Source organism: Thiocapsa sp. C2-2m (assembly GCF_041903745.1).
Lineage (GTDB): Bacteria > Pseudomonadota > Gammaproteobacteria > Chromatiales > Chromatiaceae > Thiocapsa > Thiocapsa roseilacustris.
Genome location: NZ_JBBWVD010000004.1, coordinates 120,745 through 143,145 on the forward strand (window position 1 = coordinate 120,745; position 22,401 = coordinate 143,145).

The 22,401-nt window shown below is 62.6% G+C and carries 17 protein-coding genes; 4 read left to right on the forward strand and 13 right to left on the reverse strand.

Annotated features, from left to right (window positions below):
* Positions 1–63 precede the first annotated feature (63 nt).
* The 4 genes from AADX97_RS04370 to AADX97_RS04385 all read right to left on the reverse strand — a co-directional run bounded on the left by AADX97_RS04370 (position 64) and on the right by AADX97_RS04385 (position 4,052).
* Positions 64–684: a redoxin domain-containing protein gene (locus AADX97_RS04370; protein WP_374232181.1), complete on the reverse strand. Its 621-nt coding sequence runs from the start codon at positions 682–684 to the stop codon at positions 64–66.
* Between the two features lie 268 nt (positions 685–952).
* Positions 953–3,133 carry a protein-disulfide reductase DsbD family protein gene (locus tag AADX97_RS04375; protein WP_374232182.1) on the reverse strand — a complete coding sequence of 727 codons (2,181 nt, stop codon included), beginning with the start codon at positions 3,131–3,133 and terminating at the stop codon, positions 953–955.
* A complete protein-coding gene (locus tag AADX97_RS04380) occupies positions 3,130–3,543 on the reverse strand; it encodes a hypothetical protein (protein WP_374232183.1) in 414 nt (137 codons plus the stop codon). The genes AADX97_RS04375 and AADX97_RS04380 overlap by 4 nt, the downstream gene beginning before the upstream one ends.
* Positions 3,540–4,052: an MOSC domain-containing protein gene (locus tag AADX97_RS04385; RefSeq protein WP_374232184.1), complete on the reverse strand. Its 513-nt coding sequence runs from the start codon at positions 4,050–4,052 to the stop codon at positions 3,540–3,542. The genes AADX97_RS04380 and AADX97_RS04385 overlap by 4 nt, the downstream gene beginning before the upstream one ends.
* 198 nt (positions 4,053–4,250) lie before the next feature.
* Between AADX97_RS04385 and AADX97_RS04390 the strand changes: the two genes are divergently transcribed.
* On the forward strand, positions 4,251–5,132 hold the full coding sequence (locus tag AADX97_RS04390) for a DUF6279 family lipoprotein (RefSeq protein ID WP_374238604.1): 882 nt from the start codon (positions 4,251–4,253) through the stop codon (positions 5,130–5,132).
* 204 nt (positions 5,133–5,336) lie between these two features.
* Here AADX97_RS04390 and AADX97_RS04395 read toward each other — a convergent pair whose 3' ends face one another.
* Positions 5,337–7,751: a penicillin-binding protein 1A gene (locus AADX97_RS04395; protein WP_374232186.1), complete on the reverse strand. Its 2,415-nt coding sequence runs from the start codon at positions 7,749–7,751 to the stop codon at positions 5,337–5,339.
* A gap of 710 nt (positions 7,752–8,461) precedes the next feature.
* Between AADX97_RS04395 and AADX97_RS04400 the strand changes: the two genes are divergently transcribed.
* Both AADX97_RS04400 and AADX97_RS04405 read left to right on the forward strand, forming a co-directional pair.
* Complete coding sequence (locus tag AADX97_RS04400; protein ID WP_374232187.1) at positions 8,462–9,487, forward strand: efflux RND transporter periplasmic adaptor subunit; 1,026 nt, start codon at positions 8,462–8,464, stop codon at positions 9,485–9,487.
* Positions 9,488–9,490: 3 nt separating this feature from the next.
* On the forward strand, positions 9,491–12,670 hold the full coding sequence (locus tag AADX97_RS04405; RefSeq protein ID WP_374232188.1) for an efflux RND transporter permease subunit: 3,180 nt from the start codon (positions 9,491–9,493) through the stop codon (positions 12,668–12,670).
* 51 nt (positions 12,671–12,721) lie between these two features.
* On the opposite strand, the gene AADX97_RS04410 is transcribed toward AADX97_RS04405, so the two are convergent.
* The 8 genes from AADX97_RS04410 to AADX97_RS04445 all read right to left on the reverse strand — a co-directional run bounded on the left by AADX97_RS04410 (position 12,722) and on the right by AADX97_RS04445 (position 21,655).
* The gene (locus AADX97_RS04410) at positions 12,722–16,171 is read right to left on the reverse strand and encodes a pilus assembly protein (protein ID WP_374232189.1); all 3,450 of its coding nucleotides are present in this window, start codon (positions 16,169–16,171) and stop codon (positions 12,722–12,724) included.
* A gap of 22 nt (positions 16,172–16,193) precedes the next feature.
* On the reverse strand, positions 16,194–16,799 hold the full coding sequence (locus AADX97_RS04415; protein WP_374232190.1) for a PilX N-terminal domain-containing pilus assembly protein: 606 nt from the start codon (positions 16,797–16,799) through the stop codon (positions 16,194–16,196).
* 2 nt (positions 16,800–16,801) lie between these two features.
* On the reverse strand, positions 16,802–17,782 hold the full coding sequence (locus tag AADX97_RS04420; protein ID WP_374232191.1) for a PilW family protein: 981 nt from the start codon (positions 17,780–17,782) through the stop codon (positions 16,802–16,804).
* 98 nt (positions 17,783–17,880) lie between these two features.
* Complete coding sequence (locus tag AADX97_RS04425) at positions 17,881–18,465, reverse strand: prepilin-type N-terminal cleavage/methylation domain-containing protein (protein WP_374232192.1); 585 nt, start codon at positions 18,463–18,465, stop codon at positions 17,881–17,883.
* 2 nt (positions 18,466–18,467) lie between these two features.
* Positions 18,468–19,064 (reverse strand): GspH/FimT family pseudopilin, encoded by a 597-nt coding sequence (locus AADX97_RS04430; RefSeq protein WP_374232193.1) that lies wholly within the window; start codon positions 19,062–19,064, stop codon positions 18,468–18,470.
* Positions 19,065–19,080: 16 nt separating this feature from the next.
* On the reverse strand, positions 19,081–19,446 hold the full coding sequence (locus AADX97_RS04435; RefSeq protein WP_374232194.1) for a type IV pilin protein: 366 nt from the start codon (positions 19,444–19,446) through the stop codon (positions 19,081–19,083).
* A 650-nt stretch (positions 19,447–20,096) separates the two neighbouring features.
* Positions 20,097–20,297 carry a hypothetical protein gene (locus AADX97_RS04440; RefSeq protein ID WP_374232195.1) on the reverse strand — a complete coding sequence of 67 codons (201 nt, stop codon included), beginning with the start codon at positions 20,295–20,297 and terminating at the stop codon, positions 20,097–20,099.
* The gene (locus AADX97_RS04445) at positions 20,294–21,655 is read right to left on the reverse strand and encodes a DUF1576 domain-containing protein (protein WP_374232196.1); all 1,362 of its coding nucleotides are present in this window, start codon (positions 21,653–21,655) and stop codon (positions 20,294–20,296) included. Before AADX97_RS04445 ends, AADX97_RS04440 begins: the two co-directional genes overlap by 4 nt.
* A gap of 82 nt (positions 21,656–21,737) precedes the next feature.
* Here AADX97_RS04445 and AADX97_RS04450 point away from each other — a divergent pair, with 82 nt between their 5' ends.
* Positions 21,738–21,989, forward strand: a complete 252-nt coding sequence (locus AADX97_RS04450) for a transposase (RefSeq protein ID WP_374232197.1) — start codon at positions 21,738–21,740, stop codon at positions 21,987–21,989.
* Positions 21,990–22,401: the final 412 nt, after the last annotated feature.

The window sequence follows — 22,401 nt, forward strand, 5'->3', positions numbered from 1 at the left end:
ACGCTGGGAGTGGGGAAAACGCTGAAGTCTACAGTCCCGACCGCCAGATTCAAAGCCGCCGAATCAGTACTTCACCGAGCACCCGTAGGGCCGAGTGACCGGGGTGGCGACCGGGTTGCCGGCAGCCAGATCGGCCATGGCGAGACGCACGTAGTTCCTTGCACCTTCGATGTCGGCCTGATCGGTCGTCGGTTTATCGTCGATGCCGCCCATGAAGACCAGAATACCTTCGGGATCGATGACGTACATGTGCGGCGTGGTCTTGGCATCGTAAGCGCGGCCCATGGCCCCGGAGGTATCGAGCAGGACCGCGGTCGGTGCCGCGCCTCGGTCATCCGTGAGGTCATCGGCCTTCGCCGCACTCACATGCCCCTGCTTGCCGGAAGCCGAGGAGATGACCGAAAGCCACACATAACCCGCATCGGTCGCCTCCTTCTGCAGGGCCTGCATGTTGCCCGAGGCATAGTGTTTGACCACGTACGGGCAATCGTGATTCGTCCATTCCAGGACGACCTTCTTGCCCGCGAGACCACCGAGGCCCCAGGTCTCGCCGGCGCTGTCCACGACGCTGAAATCCGGAGCCGGAGCGCCAACCTTGGGGGCCGCGACGGCGACGCCGAAGCCCAACGTCGCCGCCAAGGCGACAGCGCCTAAGACAAGCGTCTTCTGTAAAGTCTGCTTCATGGTCTTCTCCTTCTCTCTGGTGGGTGATCAGTCATCAGGATGCTTAAACCGCGCCCAGTGCGATATGCGATGTTTTTGAATGGGATCGGCCCCGGCGGATTTCACGACCGCTGGAGCCGGCGCGGTTTAAGAGATTAAAAAATATATTATTTTAAATCGCGTCCCCGCTAGGGGCAGCGGATGCAACAAACGTCGAGCTCACTCGAAAGTGAGCATCTCGCTTTGGACGCGGTTTAGGACCACCGAGACGCGACTTCTTGAGCTCGACTCATCCATCGCGCCCCGACGAACCCGGTGCCGATGTGCGGATTGCGCGCAGCACCATGTCATCGGTCAGGATCTGCGGCAGAACCTGCGGATCCCCGTCCGCCGGATAGTAGACATAGAGCGGGACGCCGTTGCGCCCGTGATCGGCGAGATAGGCGGTGATTGCAGGGTCTCGGTTGGTCCAATCGCCCTTGAGATACAGCACGCCGGCATCCGAGAAGCTCCGCGCGACGTCCGACGCGCTCAAGGCGACGCGCTCGTTCACCAGACAGGTGATGCACCACGCGGCCGTCATGTTGACGAAGACAGGTCGGCGCTCATTGCGCGCCGCGGCGAGACGCTCCGGCGAATAGGGTTCGCTCGCGAGTCCGCTCGCGGACACCGCGCCCTCGGACAGCGTCGGCGCCGCCAGCCGATCGGTCGCGACCCCGAGATACAGGGCGCCGATCAGTGCCGCCGAGGTCGCGGCGAGACCCCAGCGCCGTCGCATCGAAGGCAGCCCGCGCGTGTGCTCGCGCACCCAGAGTCCGAAGGCCAACAAGACCAGACCGCCGAGCACCAGCGCGACCCCCGCCGATCCGGTCTGCACGCTCAGGACCCAGACCAACCAGGCCGCAGCCGCAAACATCGGGAAGGCGAGCGCTTGCTTGAGGGTTTCCATCCAGGCCCCCGGCTTCGGCAGCAGACGGGCCAACCGCGGCAGGAGAGACAACGCAAAAAACGGCAGCGCCAAGCCGAATCCCAGGGTCAGCATGATCGCCAACGCCAGCGGCCAGCTCAGGGTGACGGCGTAGCCCAAGGCGGCGCCCATCAAGGGCGCGGTGCAGGGTGCGGCGACCAAGGCCGCGAGGGCGCCGGTTCCGAAGGCACCCGCGGTACCCGATCCCGTTCGGGCACCACCCAGGCTCATCAGCCGAGCGCCGAGGGTGACCGCACCCGCGAGACTCAGACCGATCACGAAAAAGACGTAGGCCATGAAGGCGACGAAGGGCGGGTACTGGAGCTGAAAACCCCAACCGACGGCCGCACCGCCGGCGCGCAGGGCCAACAAGAGCACCGCAAGCCCGGCAAAAAACAGCAGCACCCCCGCCGTGTAGGCGACCCCGTGGAGGACACGCTCGCGCGCCGCCTCCGGGCCTTGCCCGGATAATCCATTGATCAGACTCAACGCCTTCATCGCCAGGATCGGGAAGACGCACGGCATCAGGTTCAGGATCAGCCCGCCGAGCAGGGCGAAGATGAAGGCGACCGGCAATCCGATGGGGCGATCCGGAGCGATGGCGTTGGGGAGCGGCCCGCGCACGGCTGCGAGCTCATAGGAACGCACCTCTCCGAGCGCGTCCGCGACCACCAGCAGCCCTTCCGGCGCAGCTTGATCCGCCAACGCACCGGGCGACAAATCGATCCGCAGTTGGCCGTCGACCAATCGCCAAGGCTGCTCCGCCGCGTGCTCGATCAGACCCCATTCGCCAGCGAAAAACCAGGCCCCGTCGATCTCCTCCGACAACCCATCCGCGGGGATGACGAGACCGAGCCCCACGCTTGCGGCGCCGAGCACGGCGCCCTCGATCCGCCCGTCCGGCAGTCCCGCGCGGGCGGCGGCAAAGATTTCCGCTGGTGCCGGATCGATCGGAACCGGTCCGACAGCACCTCCGGTCGGGAGCGTCAGATCGAAGCGCCCCGATTCCGGGACACAATGCTCCTCGCACACCAGCCAGTCGACATCCGCGCGGATCCGCACGGGCTCGCCCACCGGCCACTCTGCCGGAACCGAGAGGGCAATCAAATGAACGGCCCGCTCGGAGTATCCGTAATTGGCCAACGGACCGACCGGGATCACCTCGGGTCTCGGCCAGCGCAGAGGACCGGCCTCCACACCATCCGGCAGGGTCCAGTCGATACGCGGCGGATCGCCCGAGTCGCCCGGATTGCGCCAGTAGGTGTGCCAGCCCGTTCGGATCTCGAACACCAGTGCCAGATCGACCGTCTCGCCCGGTGTAATCTCGCCCCGCTCCGCGACCAAGCGGGCCGTCACGTTATCGGTCGTGACCGGGTTGGCCGGGATCGAGCCCGGCCAGACCAGCGCCACAACGAGAAGGGCAAGGCCCGTTTGCAAGAGCCGGCGAAACGCCGATTGGCGCCTGAGGTTGCTCGAGGATGGCTCGGCGGACGTTCCCGTCATCCCCGGCGCCGCCCCGCTCGCCGCTCCAGTTTGAACGCTGTCATATCCTCGGTCAGCGCCGCGTAAGGGATGCGATCGGCCCCGCCGAAGTGCGTGCACGCGCGTGTCAACAGGTCGCCGACATCGGCCACGCGCCCGTCCGCGTCGGGCTCTCCGAGAAGACGCTGCACACCGAGGAGACCGCCGGACTGGATCTTGACCAGCAAGCTGTGGGGCATCTGCGCCGGATCGTCCTCGATGCTCGAGACGGCGAGCGCGGACGCCTTGAGGCCGGCGAAGACCTGCTCGCAGCGGGCATGCTCGACATCGGACTGGCAGTCGAACTCCGAGCCCCCTCGGCGGACGACCTCGCGAGCATGCCGGCAGGCCGCCGTGGTCTTGAGCATCGGAGCAGCAAAGGGGCATTTCATCGCGAAAACGTCTCCTCTCGATCGAGCTCGCCAGGCAGCGGCACGACAGCGTCGCCGAGCCGGATCATCCCGCCCGTGACGACCCGCGCGTTCAATCCGGCGTGACCACGCATGGCGTTGTAGCCGCCGGGACCCAATACTTCCTCCATGCGCGAGCATGGCGGGCAAGGACCCGTTCCTTCTAGAACCGCCGTACCTATGCGAAACCGTTGTCCTTTCAGCGCCAGGAGGTTGACACCGGAGACGACCAAATTACGCCGGATGAGTGCGGGATCGACTGGATCGCGACGCAAGAAGGCGCCCAAGACCGCGAGGTGCTCGGCCTGCACGAGGGTCACACCGCGCGAACCCGATCGCCCCGCGTAATGATCGCCTTCGAGGCCATGCCCGGCCAATGCCGTCACTGCTGTACATTGGATCACATCCGCCCGGCGCGCCGGCCGTCGGCCGATCCACACCACCTCGCCCGGATGCGGAAATCGAGCAAGCAGATCCGAAATAGAGTCCATGCGAAGCGCCCGCGGCTTGAAACTCGACGTCAGCAGGAGATCGGGGCGGTGACGATCATGACAAGACGTTCGGCTCGCCCGCGGGATCCATTCGGCCTCGGTGCCGTCCAACCGCGGACAGCAGCCGCGCCGGCTGATAAGGTTCACGTCAGCACTGTCATTCAGACCAAGATCAACTTCAATCAGACGACACTCGCCATGCCCCGAATCTCTCTCCCAATCCGCATCGCCGCGGCCATCGTCGCAACTGCCTTAACGGTTGCAGGATGCAGCCGTGTCGGCGTGGCCTACAATACCGGTGATTTCCTCGTAACGGCCTACGCCAAAGATTACCTGGACCTGGAGCAAGCCCAGCTCGAGCGCTGGAAGCCCATTCTCGATGCCGAGCTGGTGCGGCATCGCGCCGAGGAGCTGCCCTATCTGGCGGCCTATTTCGATCAAATCCTCGCGGCAAGCGAGGCTGGGTTCGACGCGCGCAACATGGGCTGTCTGACCGGCGAATTTCGAGATCTTTACAGCCGCCAAGCGCGTTTCGCCGTGACCCTCGCCGCGCCGCTTCTGACCGAGTTGACCCCGGCGCAGGTCGAGCGCCTCGGCCAGCGCTTCCGCAAAGAGGCCGAAGAGGATCGCGCCGAGATTGCGAGTCGCAGCAGTGCGCGCGAGAAAGAGAAACGCACCCGGCGATACGTCAAATCCATCGAGGACTGGACCGGCCCGCTGAGCGCCGAGCAGCAAGCGATCGTCGCGGAGGTAACTGGTCGCATGCCCGATACTCAGGCGAGCCTGGTCGAGTATCGCACCGGCAAACGAGAGCGCTTGATGGCGCTGCTCCAGGCCAAGGCACCCGAGTCCGAGATCAAGCCTTTCCTCACCGACTGGCTCGTCGATTTCAACGCTCTGCCGCCGGATCTCGAGCAAGGCGGCCAACTGCTGGGCGAGCGGATCGGCGAGCTCTTCGTCAGCCTCGGCAAGACCCTCGACGCCAGTCAACGGGATCGCATGAACAAGCGCTTACACAGCCTTCGGGATGACTTTATGAAGCTTCAGAAGCAGCCGAGGATGGCGCAGATGACCTGTTGAACCGCTGTTGAACCGCGTCCGGAGCGACATGCACCTGTTGCAAGAGCTTCAAGCGCTTTCGGGACCAACGGGCTGTCGAGTCGACGCGGTTCAAAATCTCGAATTTTCTCATTTTCTAAACCGCGTCCAGCTCCAACTTCTAAAATTCCGACACCGGTGACGTCCACACCAAACGTCCTAAATGGCTCGGGACGCGGTTTAGGTTCAGAATAGGTCGTCCATCACTCGGGGCGCGGATCGGCGCACGGAAGTATCGGCCTTTCTCCTGGTCGGGCCCGCGATCCTGACCGGCTCGGGGCCGAGCAGGGCGTTGCTGAATTCCTCGTTCACCATCTCGAGGATACCGCTCTTGGCCTTGGTCTCGGTGCCACGGGTCGGGTCGACACGCACCTGTACCATGCCGGGTGGCGGGTCGAGCTGCGCGATCGGGAGATCCTCGAGTGCGGTGCCCATGAAATCGACCCACATCCCGAGCGCGGCGCGCCCGCCCTCCTCGCCGCGACCCAGCTTCTCGAAGTCGTCGAAGCCCATCCAGGCAATGGTGACGAAGTCGGCTTGATAGCCGGCAAACCAGGAGTCGCGCACGTCGTTCGTCGTGCCCGTCTTGCCGACGATGTCGTCGCGATTCAGTTTCTTGGCGCGTGTTCCCGTGCCGGTCTCGACCACCTCGCGCAACAACGAGTTGATCTGATAGGCGATCCGCGGATCGATTACCTGCGGCGCCGCCGCGCCGGCGTGTGTGCCCTGCACCCGTGCCGAGTCATCGCCGTAGCGGTACCAACAGTCCGAGCAGGATCGCGGTGCGCGCGACTCGAACAGGATCTCCCCGTCGCCGCTCTCGATGCGTTGAATGAAATGGGGCGTCACATGGAAGCCGCCGTTGGCGAAAACGGCATAACCCTCGGCCAGTTTCATCGGCGACATCTCGCCGGTTCCCAACGCCATGGACAGACCCAAGGGCATGGCATCCAGATCGAATCCGAATACCCGGATGTAGTTCTGAGCGTCCTCCAGACCGACGCTCTGCAGCAGGTTGATGGCGGCCAGGTTGCGCGAGAGCGCCAGGGCGAGCCGCATCCGGATCGGCCCCATCTCTTTGCGATCGGAGTTGCGAGGGTTCCAATCCTGCGTGCCGGTCAGCTTCACCGCCTCGTCCTTGATCAGACTCGCCGGGGTCCAGCCCTCGTGAAGCGCCGCAGCGAAGACGAAGGGCTTGAAGCTCGAGCCCGGCTGACGGCGCATGTCGACCGCCCGGTTGAACTTGCTCGCGTTGAACGAATAACCCCCGACCAAGGCGCGCACCGCGCCGTCCTGCGGCGCGATCGAGACCAAGGCGCCCGCGACACTCGGCATCTGCCCGAGCTCCCAAGACACCTCACCGCCATGTCCTTGCCCGTCATGCACTTCCCCGTCATGTTGGAGTCGAACAAGATCGCCGACCGCGAGGACATCTGTCACCCGTCTCGGTCGGGGGCCACGCCAGTTCGCGTTGCGAAACTCCTGTGCCCAGATGACCTGTTTGAGGCCCAGCTCGACACGACGCCCGGAGCCGATATAGATCTCCGCCTCGCCGGTGGAGGCGCGCGTCACTAACCCTGGCGTCAGGTCCGGGATCGTCGTGACGGTCTCGAGATAGGCGTCCATGTCTGCATCCGTAGCCCCGTCGAGGTCGATCTTGGCCTCGGCGCCGCGATAGCCGTGGCGTCGGTCGTAATCGCGCAGCGCCCGGCGCACCGCCGCCTGCGCGGCGCGCTGCAACCGCGCATCGACCGTGGTGGTCACCCGAAAGCCTTGGCTGAGGGCTTCCTCGCCGTAATGCTCGACAACGGTCTGGCGCGCCATCTCCGCGACGTAACCAGCATCGAGATCCGGCTGACGGCGATGCAGTCGCGCCATATCGGGAGTCAAGACCGCAATCTCATACTCCTCCCGGTCGATCTGACCGAGCTCGAGCATGCGCGAGAGGATGTAGTTGCGTCGCTCGAGCGCTCGCTCGGGATCGGTGACGGGGTTGTTGCTGGACGGCGCCTTGGGAATGCCCGCCAACATCGCCGCCTCGGCGGGGGTGAGCTCATCGAGCTCTTTGTCATAATAGAGCGCGGCCGCAGCCGAGATGCCGTAGGCGCGGTTACCGAAAAAGATCTGATTCAGATAGAGATCGAGGATCTGATCCTTCGTCAGTGTCCGTTCGACCTGCAGCGTGAGCAAGACCTCGGCGAGCTTACGCTGGAAGGTCTTCTCCGAGCTGAGCAGGAAGTTGCGGGTCACCTGCATGGTGATGGTGCTTCCGCCCTGGGCCTTGGTGCCGGTAGAGGCGAAGCTCAGCAGGGCGCGGCCGATGCCGATCGCATCGACCCCGCCGTGCTCGAAGAAGCGGGCATCCTCGGTCGCGAGAAAGGCGTTCACCACCAGTGGCGGGATGTCTTCGTAGGCGACCGGACGGCGGCGTTCAATGCCGAACTCGGCGATCAGACCGCCGTCGCTGCTGAAGACCCGCAGCGGCTCTTCGAACTTGACCTGACGCAGACTCTCCACACTCGGAAGCTCAGGGGCATGGACCGACACGAAGACACCCGCCCCGAGCAGACCCAATGCAAGCAGTTGCAGGGGCGCGCCCAAGACGCCGAGAAATCCGAAAAACCAACCGAAAACGGAGCGACTGCGCCGTGACGCACCCCGATTGCTGCGATGCTTGGTAAGCGCGACGCGTGCCGAGGACCTTCCGGCCGTCGAACGCGGACGGGGTGGATCCGAGCGCGCGCCAGGCTCCAAGCCGGAATCGGAATCAGTGCCGGAGCCGGATCCAAAACCGGAACGAACCCTTTCGCGCTCCGTTGTGCGGATCCCGGGCTGCACAACACCCCCGCCGGATCCCGGCATCGAGCTATCGGACTTTCGGATCAATTGCCCCTCCGCCCGCTTCGCCCGATCGACGTGGAGGTCTCCCGGGAGCAGCAAGTCTCTTCGTCATTTTAGTCGGAAGCGATTGTACACTAGGGCACTCTGAGCCGGCCGCGCTCGATCGGGCGTTGCACCCGATCCGCTCATCAGGCCGTCGTCGGCGAGTCCGACGGCGTCGGGGCGTTCCAACAGGGGAAAGATGGCCTCGATATTTAGACCGGCCACCCAAAACCTACAAGGGCTTGTGACACCTGCTCCGCGGTGTCACGCATGCCCCTTGGCGCTCTGCGCCAGATGGGTGCCGCTATGGCCGCAGTGACGAACAAGGCAGGAGTAGAGCTTGTGATGCGCGAACTGGATTCGACCCACCGCGATGTCCATCCGAGCCGGGGACCGACTCGGCACTGTCGGGACAAACCGCGTCGCTCATGAGGTTTCTTCGACTCAGCGCGTCCGTGGTCTTTCTATTGATCGTCGCGCTCAAGGGTGTCGTCGCCGCCGATATCTCCGAGCCGACCCTGGTCGCCGCAGTCCCTGCAATGCGCGAGATCGCACTCGTGGGATTTACCCGCGCCCTCGCCGAGGCTCCCTTGGTGGCGGAGTCGGACGGACGGGTCCAAGCGCTCTTCGCCGATGTCGGCGACCGGATCGACGACAGCGGTCGCTTCGCTCAACTGGACACCACGTTCCTGCTGCTCGATCTCGAGGAGATCGGCGTCCAAGAGGAACGTCTGCGCTCGCAGATCGACTACGATCAACGCGAGGTCACGCGATTTCGGGAGCTCGTACGCCAGAACAGCGCTTCGGCCTCCCAACTGGAGACGCTCGAGCAGTCCCTGCGCGACAACAGCCACGCCTTGAGGGCATTGGATGTCAAACGGCGCATGCTCCAAGAGCGGCTCACGCGCGCAACCATCTCGGCCCCCGTCGGCTGGTTGGTCACCGCCCGCAATGTCGAGCTCGGACAATGGGTGCGCGCCGGCGAAACGGTCGGGCGTGCAGCGGATTTCTCGACCCTTTTGGTCCCCTTCGCCCTGACCCCGGAGCAGTTCGTTGCCCTTGAGCAGACTCGCTCCGATCTCGCCCTAGAAGTCATGGACTTAGGAAACACGACCGACCCTGCGATCCGGGCGCGTATCCACCGCGTCAACCCCGGGTTCGACCCGGAGACCCGCAAGATCGCCGTGGAGCTGGCCCTAACCGATACGGTCGAACCCGCTCGCGGCGGACTGCGCGTGCGCTTACGCTTGCGCCTGCCCGAGGCCACGGGGGCCGTCAGTCTCCCGCCTTCCGCGATCGACTCCAGCTACGAGGAATCCTGGATCATTCGCGAGAGCGGGGAGCGGGTTTCGGCGCTGCCGCTCGGACCCGACGCGCTGAATCCGAATCTTATCCGGGTCACTGCCCCCGGGCTCAAGCCCGGCGATCGGGTTCGCACGGTCGGGAGTCGCTGACCCGTGCGCGCTTTGGTTCGCTTCACCCTCCGCCAGCGGGTGCTCTTCAACCTGCTGTTCGTCTTCATGATCGTCGCGGGCATCTTCGCGCTCGATGCCCTGCCGACCGAGCGTTATCCCGAGGTCAACTTCGGCAAGGTCATCATCACCACGATCTATCCGGGCGCCTCCCCACGCGATGTCGAAGCCCTGGTGACACGCGAGATCGAGCTGGCGCTCGACGGCCTGGAGCACGTCGAGCTCATCCGCGCAAACTCGGTGCGCGAGCGCTCGACCCTGGTCGTGAAGTTTCGCGACGACACCGATTACGGCGCACTCTACGACGAGCTTCGCTTTCGCGTGCTCAGCATCCTAGAGCGTCTTCCCGAAGGCGTCGACCCGCCGCGCTTCGACCTGATCCGCACCTCGTTTTGGCTCCCGGTCGTCGCGATCAACCTCGTCGGCGATCGCTCCAACCGCGCCCTGTCCTTGATCGCGAAAGAATTGCAGATCCGCATGGCCCAGATCCACGGGGTCACCGAGGTGAAGCTCGACGGGGAGCAGCGACGCGAGTTCCACATCTTTCTCGATCCCTGGAAGCTCAAGTCGCATGGCGTGAGCCTGGATCAGGTTGCAGTGGCATTACAGGACGCCAACGTCACCCTCCCGGCCGGCGATTTCAGCGACGGCACCGGCGAGTACATGGTGCGTGTGGACGAGCGCTTCCGCACGCGCGATCAAGTCGTCGGCACCGTGGTACGCCGCGATGCCGACGGCTCCTTCGTCACCGTCGACGACCTGATCTCGGACGCCGGTCTCGGCTATCGCACCCCGAACATCATCACCTCCGCCGACGGCAAGGACGGTGTCGCACTGCGGCTGCTCAAGGCCGAGGACGGCAATGCGATGGAGATCTACGCCGCGGCCGAGGCGATCCTCGAGGAGGTCGCGCCCCTTCTCGAGCAGGAAGGGATCGAGGTGGTCCTCACGCTGGACTCGACAACCTACATCAAGGAATCAATCCAGACCCTCGGCTGGAACATGCTCGTCGGGGTCCTGCTGGTCAGCCTGATCCTCTGGTACTTCATGGGGATACGCAACGCCGGCCTGGTCACCGTCGGGATTCCCTTCTCCTTCATGGTCACCGCGTTGATGATGCAGATGACCGGCAACTCGCTCAACGAGTTCACCCTCTTCAGCTTCGTGCTGGTCTCCGGGATCATCGTCGACGACGCCATCGTCGTGGTGGAGAACATCTACCGGCATGTCCAAGACGGCGAGCCGATCGAGCAGGCGATCGTGGAGGGCACCGCGGAGGTCGCCTGGCCGGTGATCTCCGCGACCGCCACGACGGTCGCGGCCTTCCTGCCGATGCTCATCATGACCGGCTCGACGGGCGAGTTCTTCGCGCTCATCCCCAAAGCGGTGAGCTTTGCCATCGTCGCTTCGCTGTTCGAGTGTTTATTGATCCTGCCCCTGCACTACCTTGATTTCGGTCCGCGCCCCAAGGCGAACGCGACTGGCCAAGGTGCGGTTCAGGGCGAGCGTGAGAACCGCTTGATGCGGCTTCTCCGGGACATGACCGAGCGGCTGATCCGGGTCACCATGCGCTTTCGGGTGCTGAGCCTCTCGGTGGTGCTCGTCGCCTTCCTGACGGCCATCGCTGTCCTCGGCGTCTCGATCGCCGGCATTGCGCCCTTGGTGCGCATCCAGTTCTTCCCGGACGACTATTCCACCTACTATGCCTTTGTCGAAGGCGCGCCCGAGACGCCGATCGAGCAGACTCACGAACGCGTGAAGGCGGTCGCTCGCTTCATCATGGCCGACGGCCCCGGCTACGCACGCTCCGCTGCGGGCTTTGCCGGCTTCACCGTCAGCGAGGACTACGAGGACGAGCTGGGCCGACATCTGGGCACGGTCATGGTCGCGCTGCCGAGCAAGGCCGATCAAGCCTTCGACGACCCGCTGGACCACCTCGACAGGATCCGCGAGCGTCTCATCGAGCAGTTCGCCGAGCCCGGAGTCCGGATCCGCGTCCGCGCCGAGAAAGACGGCCCGCCCACAGGAAAGGACATCAACATCCAGATCGCCGGATCGAACGAAGCGGCCGTGCGGGGCCTGAGTGCGGATCTATTGCAGCGGCTGCGCGAGCATCCCGAATTCGGTCCGAATCTGCTCGATCTTCAGGACGATCGCGGCATCCCCTCGCGCGTCTTTCGGCTTGCCGTCGACGAATCGCGAGCCCGCGAGCTCGGTCTCACCGCGGGCGATGCCGCACGCATGGCCGCGTCGGTCCTCGACGGGCGCTACATCGGCAAGTACCGTCTGAGCGACGAAGAGGTCGACCTCAAGCTCCGCGTCGACCCCGCCTATCTGGACGCACCCGAGGCCGCGCTCGATATCCCGGTCATCGAGCACCCCTCCGGTCCGGTGCTGCTGCGCGACATCGTCCAGCCCATCGCCGAGGTCCAGCCCGGCGAGCTCAAACGCTATCAACGCCAACGCAGCCTGACCGTCACGGCCAATATTCGCTCCGGCGCCCAAATCTCCTCCGCCCAAGTCATCGCCTGGGTGCGTGCTCAGTATCCGGAGCTGCGCGGGCTCTACCCCGGGGCCACGCTGATCTTCGGCGGCGAGTTCGAGGAAACTCAGCGCTCCTTCGACAGTCTCGCGCGAGCCTTCGGCCTCGCCGTACTGCTGATCTACCTCATCCTCGCAACCCAGTTCAAGTCATACGTCCAGCCGCTGATCATCCTCTCTGCAGTCATGTTCTCGATCATCGGGATCGTCTTCGGCAAAGTCGTCACCCAGTCACTCTTCACCATCAACAGCTTCATCGCCGTCGTCGGCGTCACCGGCGTGGTCGTCAACGACTCGCTCGTCTTGCTCGACTTCATCAACCGACGCTATCGAGACGGACTGAGCCGCCATGAGGCCATCCGCGAAGGCGTGCGCCTGCGCCTGCGCCCCATCGTCCTCACCACCCTCACCACCACCTTGGGACTCATGCCGATGGCCATCGGCATCCCCAGCTACTCCGTCATCTGGGGCTCGATGGCCTCGACCTTCGTCACCGGCCTCGCCACCGCAACCTTCCTGACACTCTTCATCGTCCCGGTGGCGTGGGATCTTTTGACAGAATGGGAAGAAAAACGGACAGGCAAACGCAAACACCGCGCCCCATCCAGAAAACCAATGTCATAGGATGGGTAGAGCGGAGCGAAACTCATCCTACTTTTCTCCATTTTGGTGAGTTTAGCGATCGACGTCGCTGCTCCAGTAGTATCGATAAGTCGGGTGTTTGCCAACGGGCTTGATTTCCTGGGGAGTGATGGGTGTCCCCGTCGAGCCGTCGCGCGGCGGCGCACCGATGACGACCGTTCTCGGTTTGCCCTCGACCGGCACGACCGCGATGACGGGCGAGGGTGGCATGCCGCCGCCCGTAAGGGTCGTCGATCTCCGACCGCCACAGGTTTTATCGATGTCTCCAATGGCACCCGAGCCATTGAACAGATTGACCCAATAACCCGCGGCGACGCCGATCGGACGCGAGCAGATGTCGACGGACGTGCCGCCCGGGCGTGAGGTGCTGAAGGTCGCCATCCCCGCGACGATCAAGGCATGGGTGACGGTCTGCTCGCCACGGTCGGGGAGACCCATGAACCAGCCGCGCTTCGTGCTGGATGGCGTGATTCCCAGATCGGTACAGGCGTTGTTCACCGTATAGTCGAACATGGTGCTGGTGCTGTCCAGGTCGAATGGATAGACACTCGCGTCCTCGCCAGGTTTGTCGAGAAAGACATAGAAGCGATCCTCGATGTCGCTCGCGTAGGGGTAATCCGTCTCCAAGGGCTGCTCGCGATTGCCCGATCCGAGCGCGAGATAGACGAAATCGACAGTTTCCGGACGATAGGGCATGACCGCCGGGCCATAGAGGAATTTTCGACCCCCACCCTGGGTGCGTGCGATTCTCTGGATCGTCCAAGCCTCGGGCGAGCCGTCACTCAGGTCGATACGATATAGGTTCCCACCCGTATCGGCGGCATAGGCGAGATCGATGCGACCATCGTAATCGAGATCGGCCAGACTGACGTCGCCCGCCACGGCGCGATCCGTCGCGAAGCTCTTGAGGATATTTCCGTTCGCGGCATCGAAGACATAGACGGCGCGACCCTTGGACGATCCACAGCTCGGCGAGGCGTTTTCCGCATCCTCGCAAGGGTCATAACCACCGCCCATCACGACGACCGGGATCTTCGCATCCGCGTCGGAGGCATCTCGGAGATAGCCTGCATTCGGGATCGACCAGGTCTGGCCGAGACCGCTCGCGCCCGAGGTGCATCCGGTGTCATCGTCCGTATTTGGACAACCCTGATACCACATCAACGATGGTGCGTCTGGGTTGGTCACATCGAAGGCATAGACCATCCGACCGCCGCGGCGCATGGTCGGATAGATCCAAGCCAAACTCAATCTGTTGTCGTCGCCATAGCGGATGATCTGTCCGATCGAGCCATCGAAGAAATAATCCTTGGGCGCGAGTGGACTGTCGTCGGCCGCCGTCTGATTCGGATAGGCGACCTTGGGCGAATTGGCCTCGAGTCTCGCAAGCTTGTCGAAATGCTCGGGGGCGATGAAGGCCCAGCGTTCATTGCCCGTCGCGGCATCGACAGCCCTCAAGGTGCCATCGTTCGCACCGTAGAAGACCGTGACACCCGTGCTCCCGCCATAATTGACCGGGAGTGGTCGCGAATGCACGACATCGCCGTGAATGCTCGGCCTTGCCGCCGCCTCATCCTCTGCGAAACCGAGTGTGTAGCTTACGAGATCGGCCTCTAGATCGCTACTGGTCGTAGAAAAGGGTGTCAGGGTCGTGCCCGACGTGGTTCTGGTCTCGACGTTCCGATCGGCGACATTCGCACGCAGTCGCTGTCCAGCAGCGCCTTTCTCGACGAAGGGTCCATCGGGTGTGTCTGAGTAGGGTTGAGTGACAGTCCGGCAGAGACTCTTGGGATCGGGCACGACACCCTTGCCGCTCCAATAATCCTCGGAGTTGGTCGTCCAGAAGCTGGTTGCGCATTCCGCGACGAAACCGGTCTGGGTGTTGATCGCACGCTGTTCGTCCTTGTCGGCGAGATCCAGCACGCCATCGAAATACTTCAACTGATACCGCTTGAGGTTGCCGAACCAGCGGGGTAATGCGTCCGGCTCGGGCCGGAACATGCCTATGAAGACTTGATTCTCGTTCTGGGCGCGATTGGTCGCGCTGATGGGCAGGGATGCCGAGGCGAAGGTCGAGTTGACCGAGATGATCTCGGCGATGATGGTGTCGAGCGCGACCTCGAGCTCGTCCTGGCTGCGTGCGGCAAAGTAGGCGCCACCGCCGACCCGAGCGGCGCTCATCATCAATGAGGTATGATCCTCATTCTGCTGTTTGTTGAAAACATCGATCGTATAGGTGATCACGCGCGAGCGCGGGTCGGAGGCCGCTGCACCTGGGATCTGGACGCCATGGGTATAAAGGAACTTGGACCAGTCATCCAGGTTCCAGGCCGCGCCCAGGGTCAGGTTGTATTGACCGGTTGGGACCAGCTCGATCTTCTCGATGGTGCCGTCGATCCAGTATCGAGAACCACTCGTGCAGGTCTCGGTCTTCTTCTTGTCGCAGGTGCAGCTCGTGTAGCCTTCGTTCGCGCAGTTTTTGTTACACTCCGTCTCGTTCTTGTAACAAGCCTCGCTGAATCCACTGAATGCCTCGCTGGTCTTGTTCTCCACGAAGAGTGGCAGCGGGAGCGGCGTTCCAGCACTTTGACCCGCGAGCTTATCGTTCGTGCCACCGACGGACGTGACGAGGCTCGCGAGCGCGCTCGAATTACTCGAATCATCGGTCGTCGGTCCATTGCTCTGAGGATTGGTGACGAAGACGAGATAGGTGTCGCTACAGACATTGGCCGCGGTCAAGGGTGAGCTGAAGCGCGAGTAGTTGGTCTGATAGCCCGCTGTATCCGCGAGGGTGCTTGGTGTGCCGTTGCCCGACAAGAGTGAGTCGGCGCCCGCGAGATAGTTATAGACATCATGCATGAGATGACCATACTTGGGATTCGCGGGACGCTTTTCGTCTGGTGTTTCGATATTGACTGCGATCGATTCGAGACGCGCGCCCAAACTCGCTTGATTGGTGCTATCGAGGAGCTTGAGCGCATGCCTGACATAACCGGCATCGATGTTTGGCTCGATCGTCCTGTACATCATCAGGCCAGCGTGAATCTTGTCCGTCAGTCCGTCGAGCGAGTTGTTGATGGCACGCACCTCGGCCTGGCCTTGCTTGGTGCCTTGGGGTTGCCAATGTTGCGAATTCCGCGACCAGTTCGACGTGTTGTCCAGCACGAAGAGGATGCGTGGCTTGTCGGCCTGACCGCCGACGCCGCCAACGAAGATATCGATGTCCTCGCCGACGACCTGCAAGGCCATGGTCAGCAGCATCAGCCCAAGCGTGAGACCGAGTCGATGTAACCCATGACCATGCCCTCCAAAGGGATGACATGAGCCCCCGCCCATGCCTGCGGAAGGGGGCCGGGGAGAGGGGGACTCATGGCTTGAATCCGCACTGGCGAGCATCCCGGCGCCGGGCGGATGAATCTGAAGGGTGCCGGTCCCGCTCGGGCGAAGGGTTGGAGTCTGGATGAGATGACTTGGCTTGAACATGATGAGCCTCCGAGCGCGCCACTCACTGGCATTCAGGTGGAATATCGTTGTTGGAGACACGTCTCCCGACGCCCTGACGCACACGCGTCTCTGATCCGGTCGCAAGATCCACCGCGCGCGCGACGAGATCCCAGTCCGCTGTCGAACACAAGGAGTAACCTTTCGAGTCGGAGCCTTCGACCGCGCCGATTTGCAGCGTCCCCAGGAAGCAGCCTTGATCGTCCGGCTCTGTCGTCAGTTGATTATTAAGGAGTCCTGTCGTGCCGATACATCGCGGTGGCTGCGTCGTGAGGTCGACCTCAAGATCATCCGAACCGTCGCCATCGAGATCGAAACACTTATGATTCTTTTGACCCTTGCAGTAAAAGGGCGCGGTCGTCGAACCCGGTGCCACGCTATCAATGAGGATATTTATATATCGGGCGTCGACGGCAAATTCCAATGTCGCCTCGGCGGCCTTTTGGGTCTGCTGTCTCGATTCCAGATTCGACACGACCAAGAGATTGCTGGTGCCCATCTGGAACGAGGCGACCACGATCAAAGTCGTCAACAGCAGCATGATTAGCGCGATCACCAAGACCGCGCCACGCTGGTTATCATGCTGGTACAATTGAACGAATTGCTGCATGGTCATCGCTCCAGTGGACCCGCGATATTGTTGAGCCGGATCGTGGTGCTATAGGCTTGTCGTTTGAAGCTCCGAGCGTCCCCCGACGGTTCCACACTCGCACGTCCGAGCTTATAGGTCCGCTCGTCCTCATATCCATTGGTCGGCCTCAGATTGCGCGCGATAAGGTAGACGCGAACGGAGACGACATTTTGCCAATCAGTTTCGGTGATATCATTTGCGGTTCGATACCGATTGGGTTCACCGTTCCCACTGGTGTCGACTCCATACTCGAAATGAAGATGTTCGATCCCCTCGGCGATGGGAAAGCTTTCGTAGCCATTCGCTGTCAGTTCGGCGCGCATTAGGGTCGGTACGCTCTCTCCCGAAACCGAAACTGCCAGATTCATCAGGTAGTAGACATGATTGATCAGGCGATAGATGGGTGCATCCGACGGCGGCGAGCCGGAGCAGGGCGGGATAGTTCCAGCGAAGTCGTCGCGTATCGTTGCAATCGTCAGTGACGCTCCACAACCAGACTTTTGGATATGAGGAAGCCCATTAACTTTCGGGAAGTCATCACAGCCAAATTCACCGGCGGCGCAGGTGGCTGAGCGTCGTACGACGAATATGTCAGACCCCCCTAATGCATCCGGCGTACAACTGGGTAAGCTGGTGGAAATGTTGTTGAGACCCCGGATCCAGACAGGTAGTTTAATGGGAGGGGCAGTCTGGTTTGTGAAATCCTGAATCGTCGGGCATTCTTTATCGGTTGGGGTCCAGATCGTGTAGTCGCCGATTTTAACCTCACCATAAAAGCCGGCATTCGCGACATCGTCGCTCAAGACCTGCAAGGCATAGCGCGCATTCTGCATCTGGCCGAGCGATTTCTCGAGCTCATAACGTGTTTGGCTATTATTGATGAGCACAACGGCCAAGGTGCCGAGCAGGAAGACACCGATGGTCATGGCGATCATCAGCTCAAGGAGCGTGAAGCCTGTCATGTTCGTCCTCGATCCACGGCTCCCGGGTCCAATGAGAAAGGGACGGGTTGAGTACGAAGGCTCGATCATGCTGAGATCGTATGACATGGCTGCTTGCCTCATTGCTCCAGATCCGCCAAGATCAATTCGGTCGTCAGCACACGACGTTTGGACTCCGTATCGAATGCATCCCGTCCGCAGGGCAGTGAAGGGGCCTGTGTCTCGGCCAACCCCTGCCAGGCCACGCTGACGCGTAGGGTGAGTGGCTCATCCGGATCCGAGAGCCATTCGATACATCCACGCGCGCCGATCAGACCACCGAGGGATCTGCCATCCTCGACCGTGTCGGCGCCTTTCAGAGCGCGATCCCACTCGCAGAGATCCACGAGCGGGACGCTAATCCAGTAGTAGAGGCTGCAATCGAACCAGCTCCATGTTGTTCCAGTCCCGACCCGGGTCATACCGCCACTCGAGACATAAGAACCTGATTTAGCCCCATCGCGCTGACTATTGATCCGCGCCACCATGTCCTCGACGAGCACCAGCGCATGGGCGCGCTGATAGGCTTCCATCTGAGTCACCGTCATCTTGGCTTGCAAGCCGGCGAGGCCGAGGAGTCCGAAGGCGAGTATGACCGCGGTGACCAGGATCTCGACCAGCGTGAAGCCAATCTGGCGGGACAAGTGATGACGTCGCTTGGACACGATCAACAGCCTCCGTCACTCAGCATGGGTTGACCGCTCGGGTCGATCCGCAGACAGCGTTTGGGCGCGTCGCGATCCTGCTTCGAGGCAATCTCGAAGGTCGCGGTGGTCGCGGTGTCGGAGCGCGCACGCCCGGAGGCGCGATAGACGACGCTCGCGGGACCACCACTGAGCGTGACACCCCTGAACGCATCGCCGCTCAGAAGCGTCTCGGTGGCACCCGACGGCAGGGCGACCCAGCCGCCCTCCCAGCCGGCCTCGCTCGATGCCGGTTGGAGTGTGACGTCGCGGTTCAAACGAATCGCCTCGGAGCGCGTTCGCCAGAGCGCGGTTTGTAGATCGCTGGCCGCGGCATGGACACGATGGTTGGCGATGGTCCGTGTGAAAGATGGCACCCCGATCCCGGCGAAGATGGCCACGATGGCGATGGTCATCATCAGCTCCAGCAAGGTGAAACCGTGCGCGGCCCCTGGCGAGTGCGCGTGGGGTGCTCGTCTCGCACGCCGAGTGTTCGGGGAGCCCGTTTCACATGCCTTCGCGAGGGTCAAGGGGATGCTCGAGGGTCCAGGCGTGAGACGGATGATGTGGGTGATGCTCATGCTGCTCTCCTCACGCTCACCAAGCATCGGTGGGTGTCTTGGCGCCGAGATGATCGATGATCAGCGCGGCGCCGCCCAGATCCTTGACCTGGGGTGTTCCGGCCTTCGGCGTCGCGCTGATGGTGAAGCTCGGCGGACTGGCGCCCGTTGTGATGACAGGGTCGGCATAATATTGCGCCACCTTGGCGGGTGCGTTGACACCTAACTCAGCCAGCTCAGCCAGCGAGGCATAACGCCGCGCATCGAGCAGAAAGAGCTGCTCACGCTGCGCAAGATCCATTAAATAGGCCTGTGCTTCGGCGCGATTGGAGCGAAGGACATACTGCTGATAACTCGGATACGCCACCGCGGCCAAAATGCCGATGATGGCGACCGTGATCATCAGCTCGATCAGGGTGAAGCCGCGCTTGCGGGCTGCCTGATACCGACCGCCGGGACCCAGTGGCCCGGATGCGCACTGTGCGCAAAGTACAGAATCGGGGCACCGACACTTGCTCTCGCTCCAGTGCTGGGCTCTGGTGGGTTCTGGAATGGCGGGCGTTTGCTGAGCAACGATCGACGCAACGACCGAAACCGCTGTCGAGAGGCTTTCCTCCCGAAGCGGCTCGCGGCCGAAGTCGTTGTTGCACGGTTGATCCGAAGTTCTGATCATGGCGGTCGCTCGCTGCTCGGTCGCCGTCCCGCGGCGGTTCGCCGCCGGACAGATCGGACGAGGAGGACCTCTGCTTCCTATCGGTGTCTCCCCTGCCGGGATTCATCTCGACACACTGCCGCGAGATATCGAGTCATGCACCCGCGTCGCCTGACGCGCCCGAGAGCCTCTTTTGGCATTTGCCGGTGCAGGAGAGAACCACCATCTCACTCACGTGTGTCGAGTCTTGGATTGGAGTATGGCCGGCGATGCCGCACGGGACCGGGAGGCAACGCACAAAACCAGCAGAAAATCGTTGCTCGCCGCAACGAGAGGGTCGATCGATCGTTGAGCGGCGGAACACCGCCGCTTAAGTGTACGGATGGTCGCTTCTCGAAGACTCAGGGTGTCGCCGAAGCGACGAAGGCAGGCTCGCGGACGATGTTGGGAAACAGCGGAACCATCCCGAGCGGTTTGATGCGGTCGCCGAGATCATCCCAAAACGAGATACCCAGCTTGCGGCAGGTCTTCATCGAGCTAGCGAAGCCGTCGCGACCGTCTTTTCCGAGGACGCTGCGGGTGTCGCAGTCAGTGGCGGTCATACATCGCCGTCATCGGCGCGCCGTCCCGAGGCGCCGGATGGCCGGCGAAGCGGCGGCTCGGCCCGCGCCTTGCCGGACTTAATCGCGATGATGATGGGGACCAGGACGGCGGCAACGATCCCGGCCGCGAAGCCGTTGTTGTATAGATTCAGACCGCCGTGTACCACACCGACGCTGAGCGCTGTGGACGAGTGCAAGAAGCCCGCGGCGATGCCCCAGCGCCAACCGAAGCGTCCGGCGACCGGCGCCAGGTTGGTGCCGAAGAGCGCGGCGAGCAGGATGGATGGGTCAGCCAAGCTCCACGGCTTTGCAAGCGAGCCGAGGAAGACACCGATGATGATCGGCACGATGTTTTTGGGGTGCTTGCCGAACGCCGCAAACCCCATGATCGAAAACAGGGCACCGATCACCGGGCCGTTCAGGTCGCCACCCAAGGCCAGCACAAAGGCCAGCCCGATCGCCCCGCTCAGCGCCATGTTGACCAAGGTCGCTCCGAACCCGCCGATGGCGATGAAGTCGCTCGGCGACTGGCCGGATTCGCCCATGATCCGCTTAAGTCCGGAGGGCGCCTCTCGGTCCAGTATGAGTCCGATCGCCAGCATCGTCGCCAATACAAACCCGAGGAAACCACCCAGCAGAAGATTGTTCCCGGTCGTCCAGACGAGCACGGGGTCCGGCACGAACCCGTAGGATTTGTATAAGGCAACGATCACGATCCCGACCAGACCGGCGGCAAACCCCATGTTATAGAGCGCGAAGCCCATATGGGCCTTGAAAACCTGAGCCGCCACCGGCGGCAGGATGAATCCGATCAGCACTCCGGTACCGATGCCGAGGGGCACTGCGATCCCAACCGGCAACACGGAGCTGAAGAGGATCTCCGAGGAGACCGGCGACAGCGCCACTCCGAAGAACGCGGCATTGATGTGGGTCGCGAATGGCTGTCCCTTGAAACGCGCGTACAACGCCACGCCGAAGACGATGAACCAGATATTGAGTAGGTTCTTGCCGAACAGACCAAACCCTAAAAGAAGGAAGAGCGCGGCCACCGCCGCACCATTGATCCTTGCCCCCACGATGGCGTAGACCATACAAGCACTCAGGGTCAGTAGGCCCGCATTGACGAATCCGGCGCCCACCCCGCCGACGCCGAAATAATCGGTCAACAGGGTGTCGCGCGAAGTCGTTATCGCGAACAACCCCTCGCCGATCTCGGTGGGACTGGAGACTAGAAAACCGAAAAAGACGAACAGGGCGGCATAACCGCCGATCACGAGAAGGATCAGCCGGTCCGTAATCTCTCGTGCTGGCCGGGTCAACTCATTCGCCGCGTCGTCGGGCGTCTTTGTCGATGACATCGGGATGACCGTGTAGTGGCTGCGGGATGTGGCCAAGGGGGGCCAAAAAGAGTCAGAGTAAAAAGGTCGGATCCATTTGTCGATGCTATACCTGTCCGTAGACAATCAACCGACGCCCGGTCCGATTCCCCGCAAGCCAAGATTCTTCCTTCCGGGTGTTCCCGTGCATGTTGTCCGACGCGGCAACAACCAGCGACCTATCTTCTCTGACGACATCGACGACCGAGCATGCCTCCACTGGTTGAAGGAAGCGTCGGGGCGTTGGTCATGCAGAATACATGCGTATGTCCTGATGACCAACCACGTCCACCTGCTTCTAACTGAACGACTCTGATCACATCGCCTGTAATCAGGCGCCAACCGAAGCGCTTCCAGCATAAGGGCTCCGACCCTTTTCTCATCGGGGTCAACATGATCCGACGGCCCGCGAATGCGCCTGGCTCGGCGCGCAACGTGCCGAGCTCGCCGATCGGGTCGAGATCTGCGGACAGCCGCGGACAGCCGCGGACAGCGCACCAATAGTTCTGATTATCCGATGTGTTATCGGGGTTTTTTCCATCGCTTCGCTGCTCGTCGTCCGGCGCGCCGCGGCTATCATCGTTGGGAACCTACCGGCCGATGGACTCGACGAGGATCTTTTCGCGCCCGCCGGCATGAGTAAGGCCCTCGGCCCGCAGCTGCGCGTTCAGCGGCACCTGCGACGCCCTCGAGCCCGTCCGATGTGGCGCCATCGTCTCGTCCGTTTT

Excerpts from the sequence above, each read along its gene's own strand:
- AADX97_RS04370 (WP_374232181.1), bottom strand. The coding sequence starts at position 684 with ATGAAGCAGACTTTACAGAAGACGCTTGTCTTAGGCGCTGTCGCCTTG.
- AADX97_RS04375 (WP_374232182.1), bottom strand. The coding sequence starts at position 3,133 with ATGACGGGAACGTCCGCCGAGCCATCCTCGAGCAACCTCAGGCGCCAA.
- AADX97_RS04380 (WP_374232183.1), bottom strand. The coding sequence starts at position 3,543 with ATGAAATGCCCCTTTGCTGCTCCGATGCTCAAGACCACGGCGGCCTGC.
- AADX97_RS04385 (WP_374232184.1), bottom strand. The coding sequence starts at position 4,052 with ATGGACTCTATTTCGGATCTGCTTGCTCGATTTCCGCATCCGGGCGAG.
- AADX97_RS04390 (WP_374238604.1), top strand. The coding sequence starts at position 4,251 with ATGCCCCGAATCTCTCTCCCAATCCGCATCGCCGCGGCCATCGTCGCA.
- AADX97_RS04400 (WP_374232187.1), top strand. The coding sequence starts at position 8,462 with ATGAGGTTTCTTCGACTCAGCGCGTCCGTGGTCTTTCTATTGATCGTC.
- AADX97_RS04410 (WP_374232189.1), bottom strand. The coding sequence starts at position 16,171 with ATGTTCAAGCCAAGTCATCTCATCCAGACTCCAACCCTTCGCCCGAGC.
- AADX97_RS04415 (WP_374232190.1), bottom strand. The coding sequence starts at position 16,799 with ATGCAGCAATTCGTTCAATTGTACCAGCATGATAACCAGCGTGGCGCG.
- AADX97_RS04420 (WP_374232191.1), bottom strand. The coding sequence starts at position 17,782 with ATGACAGGCTTCACGCTCCTTGAGCTGATGATCGCCATGACCATCGGT.
- AADX97_RS04430 (WP_374232193.1), bottom strand. The coding sequence starts at position 19,064 with ATGAGCATCACCCACATCATCCGTCTCACGCCTGGACCCTCGAGCATC.
- AADX97_RS04435 (WP_374232194.1), bottom strand. The coding sequence starts at position 19,446 with ATGATCACGGTCGCCATCATCGGCATTTTGGCCGCGGTGGCGTATCCG.
- AADX97_RS04440 (WP_374232195.1), bottom strand. The coding sequence starts at position 20,297 with ATGACCGCCACTGACTGCGACACCCGCAGCGTCCTCGGAAAAGACGGT.
- AADX97_RS04445 (WP_374232196.1), bottom strand. The coding sequence starts at position 21,655 with ATGTCATCGACAAAGACGCCCGACGACGCGGCGAATGAGTTGACCCGG.
- AADX97_RS04450 (WP_374232197.1), top strand. The coding sequence starts at position 21,738 with ATGCTATACCTGTCCGTAGACAATCAACCGACGCCCGGTCCGATTCCC.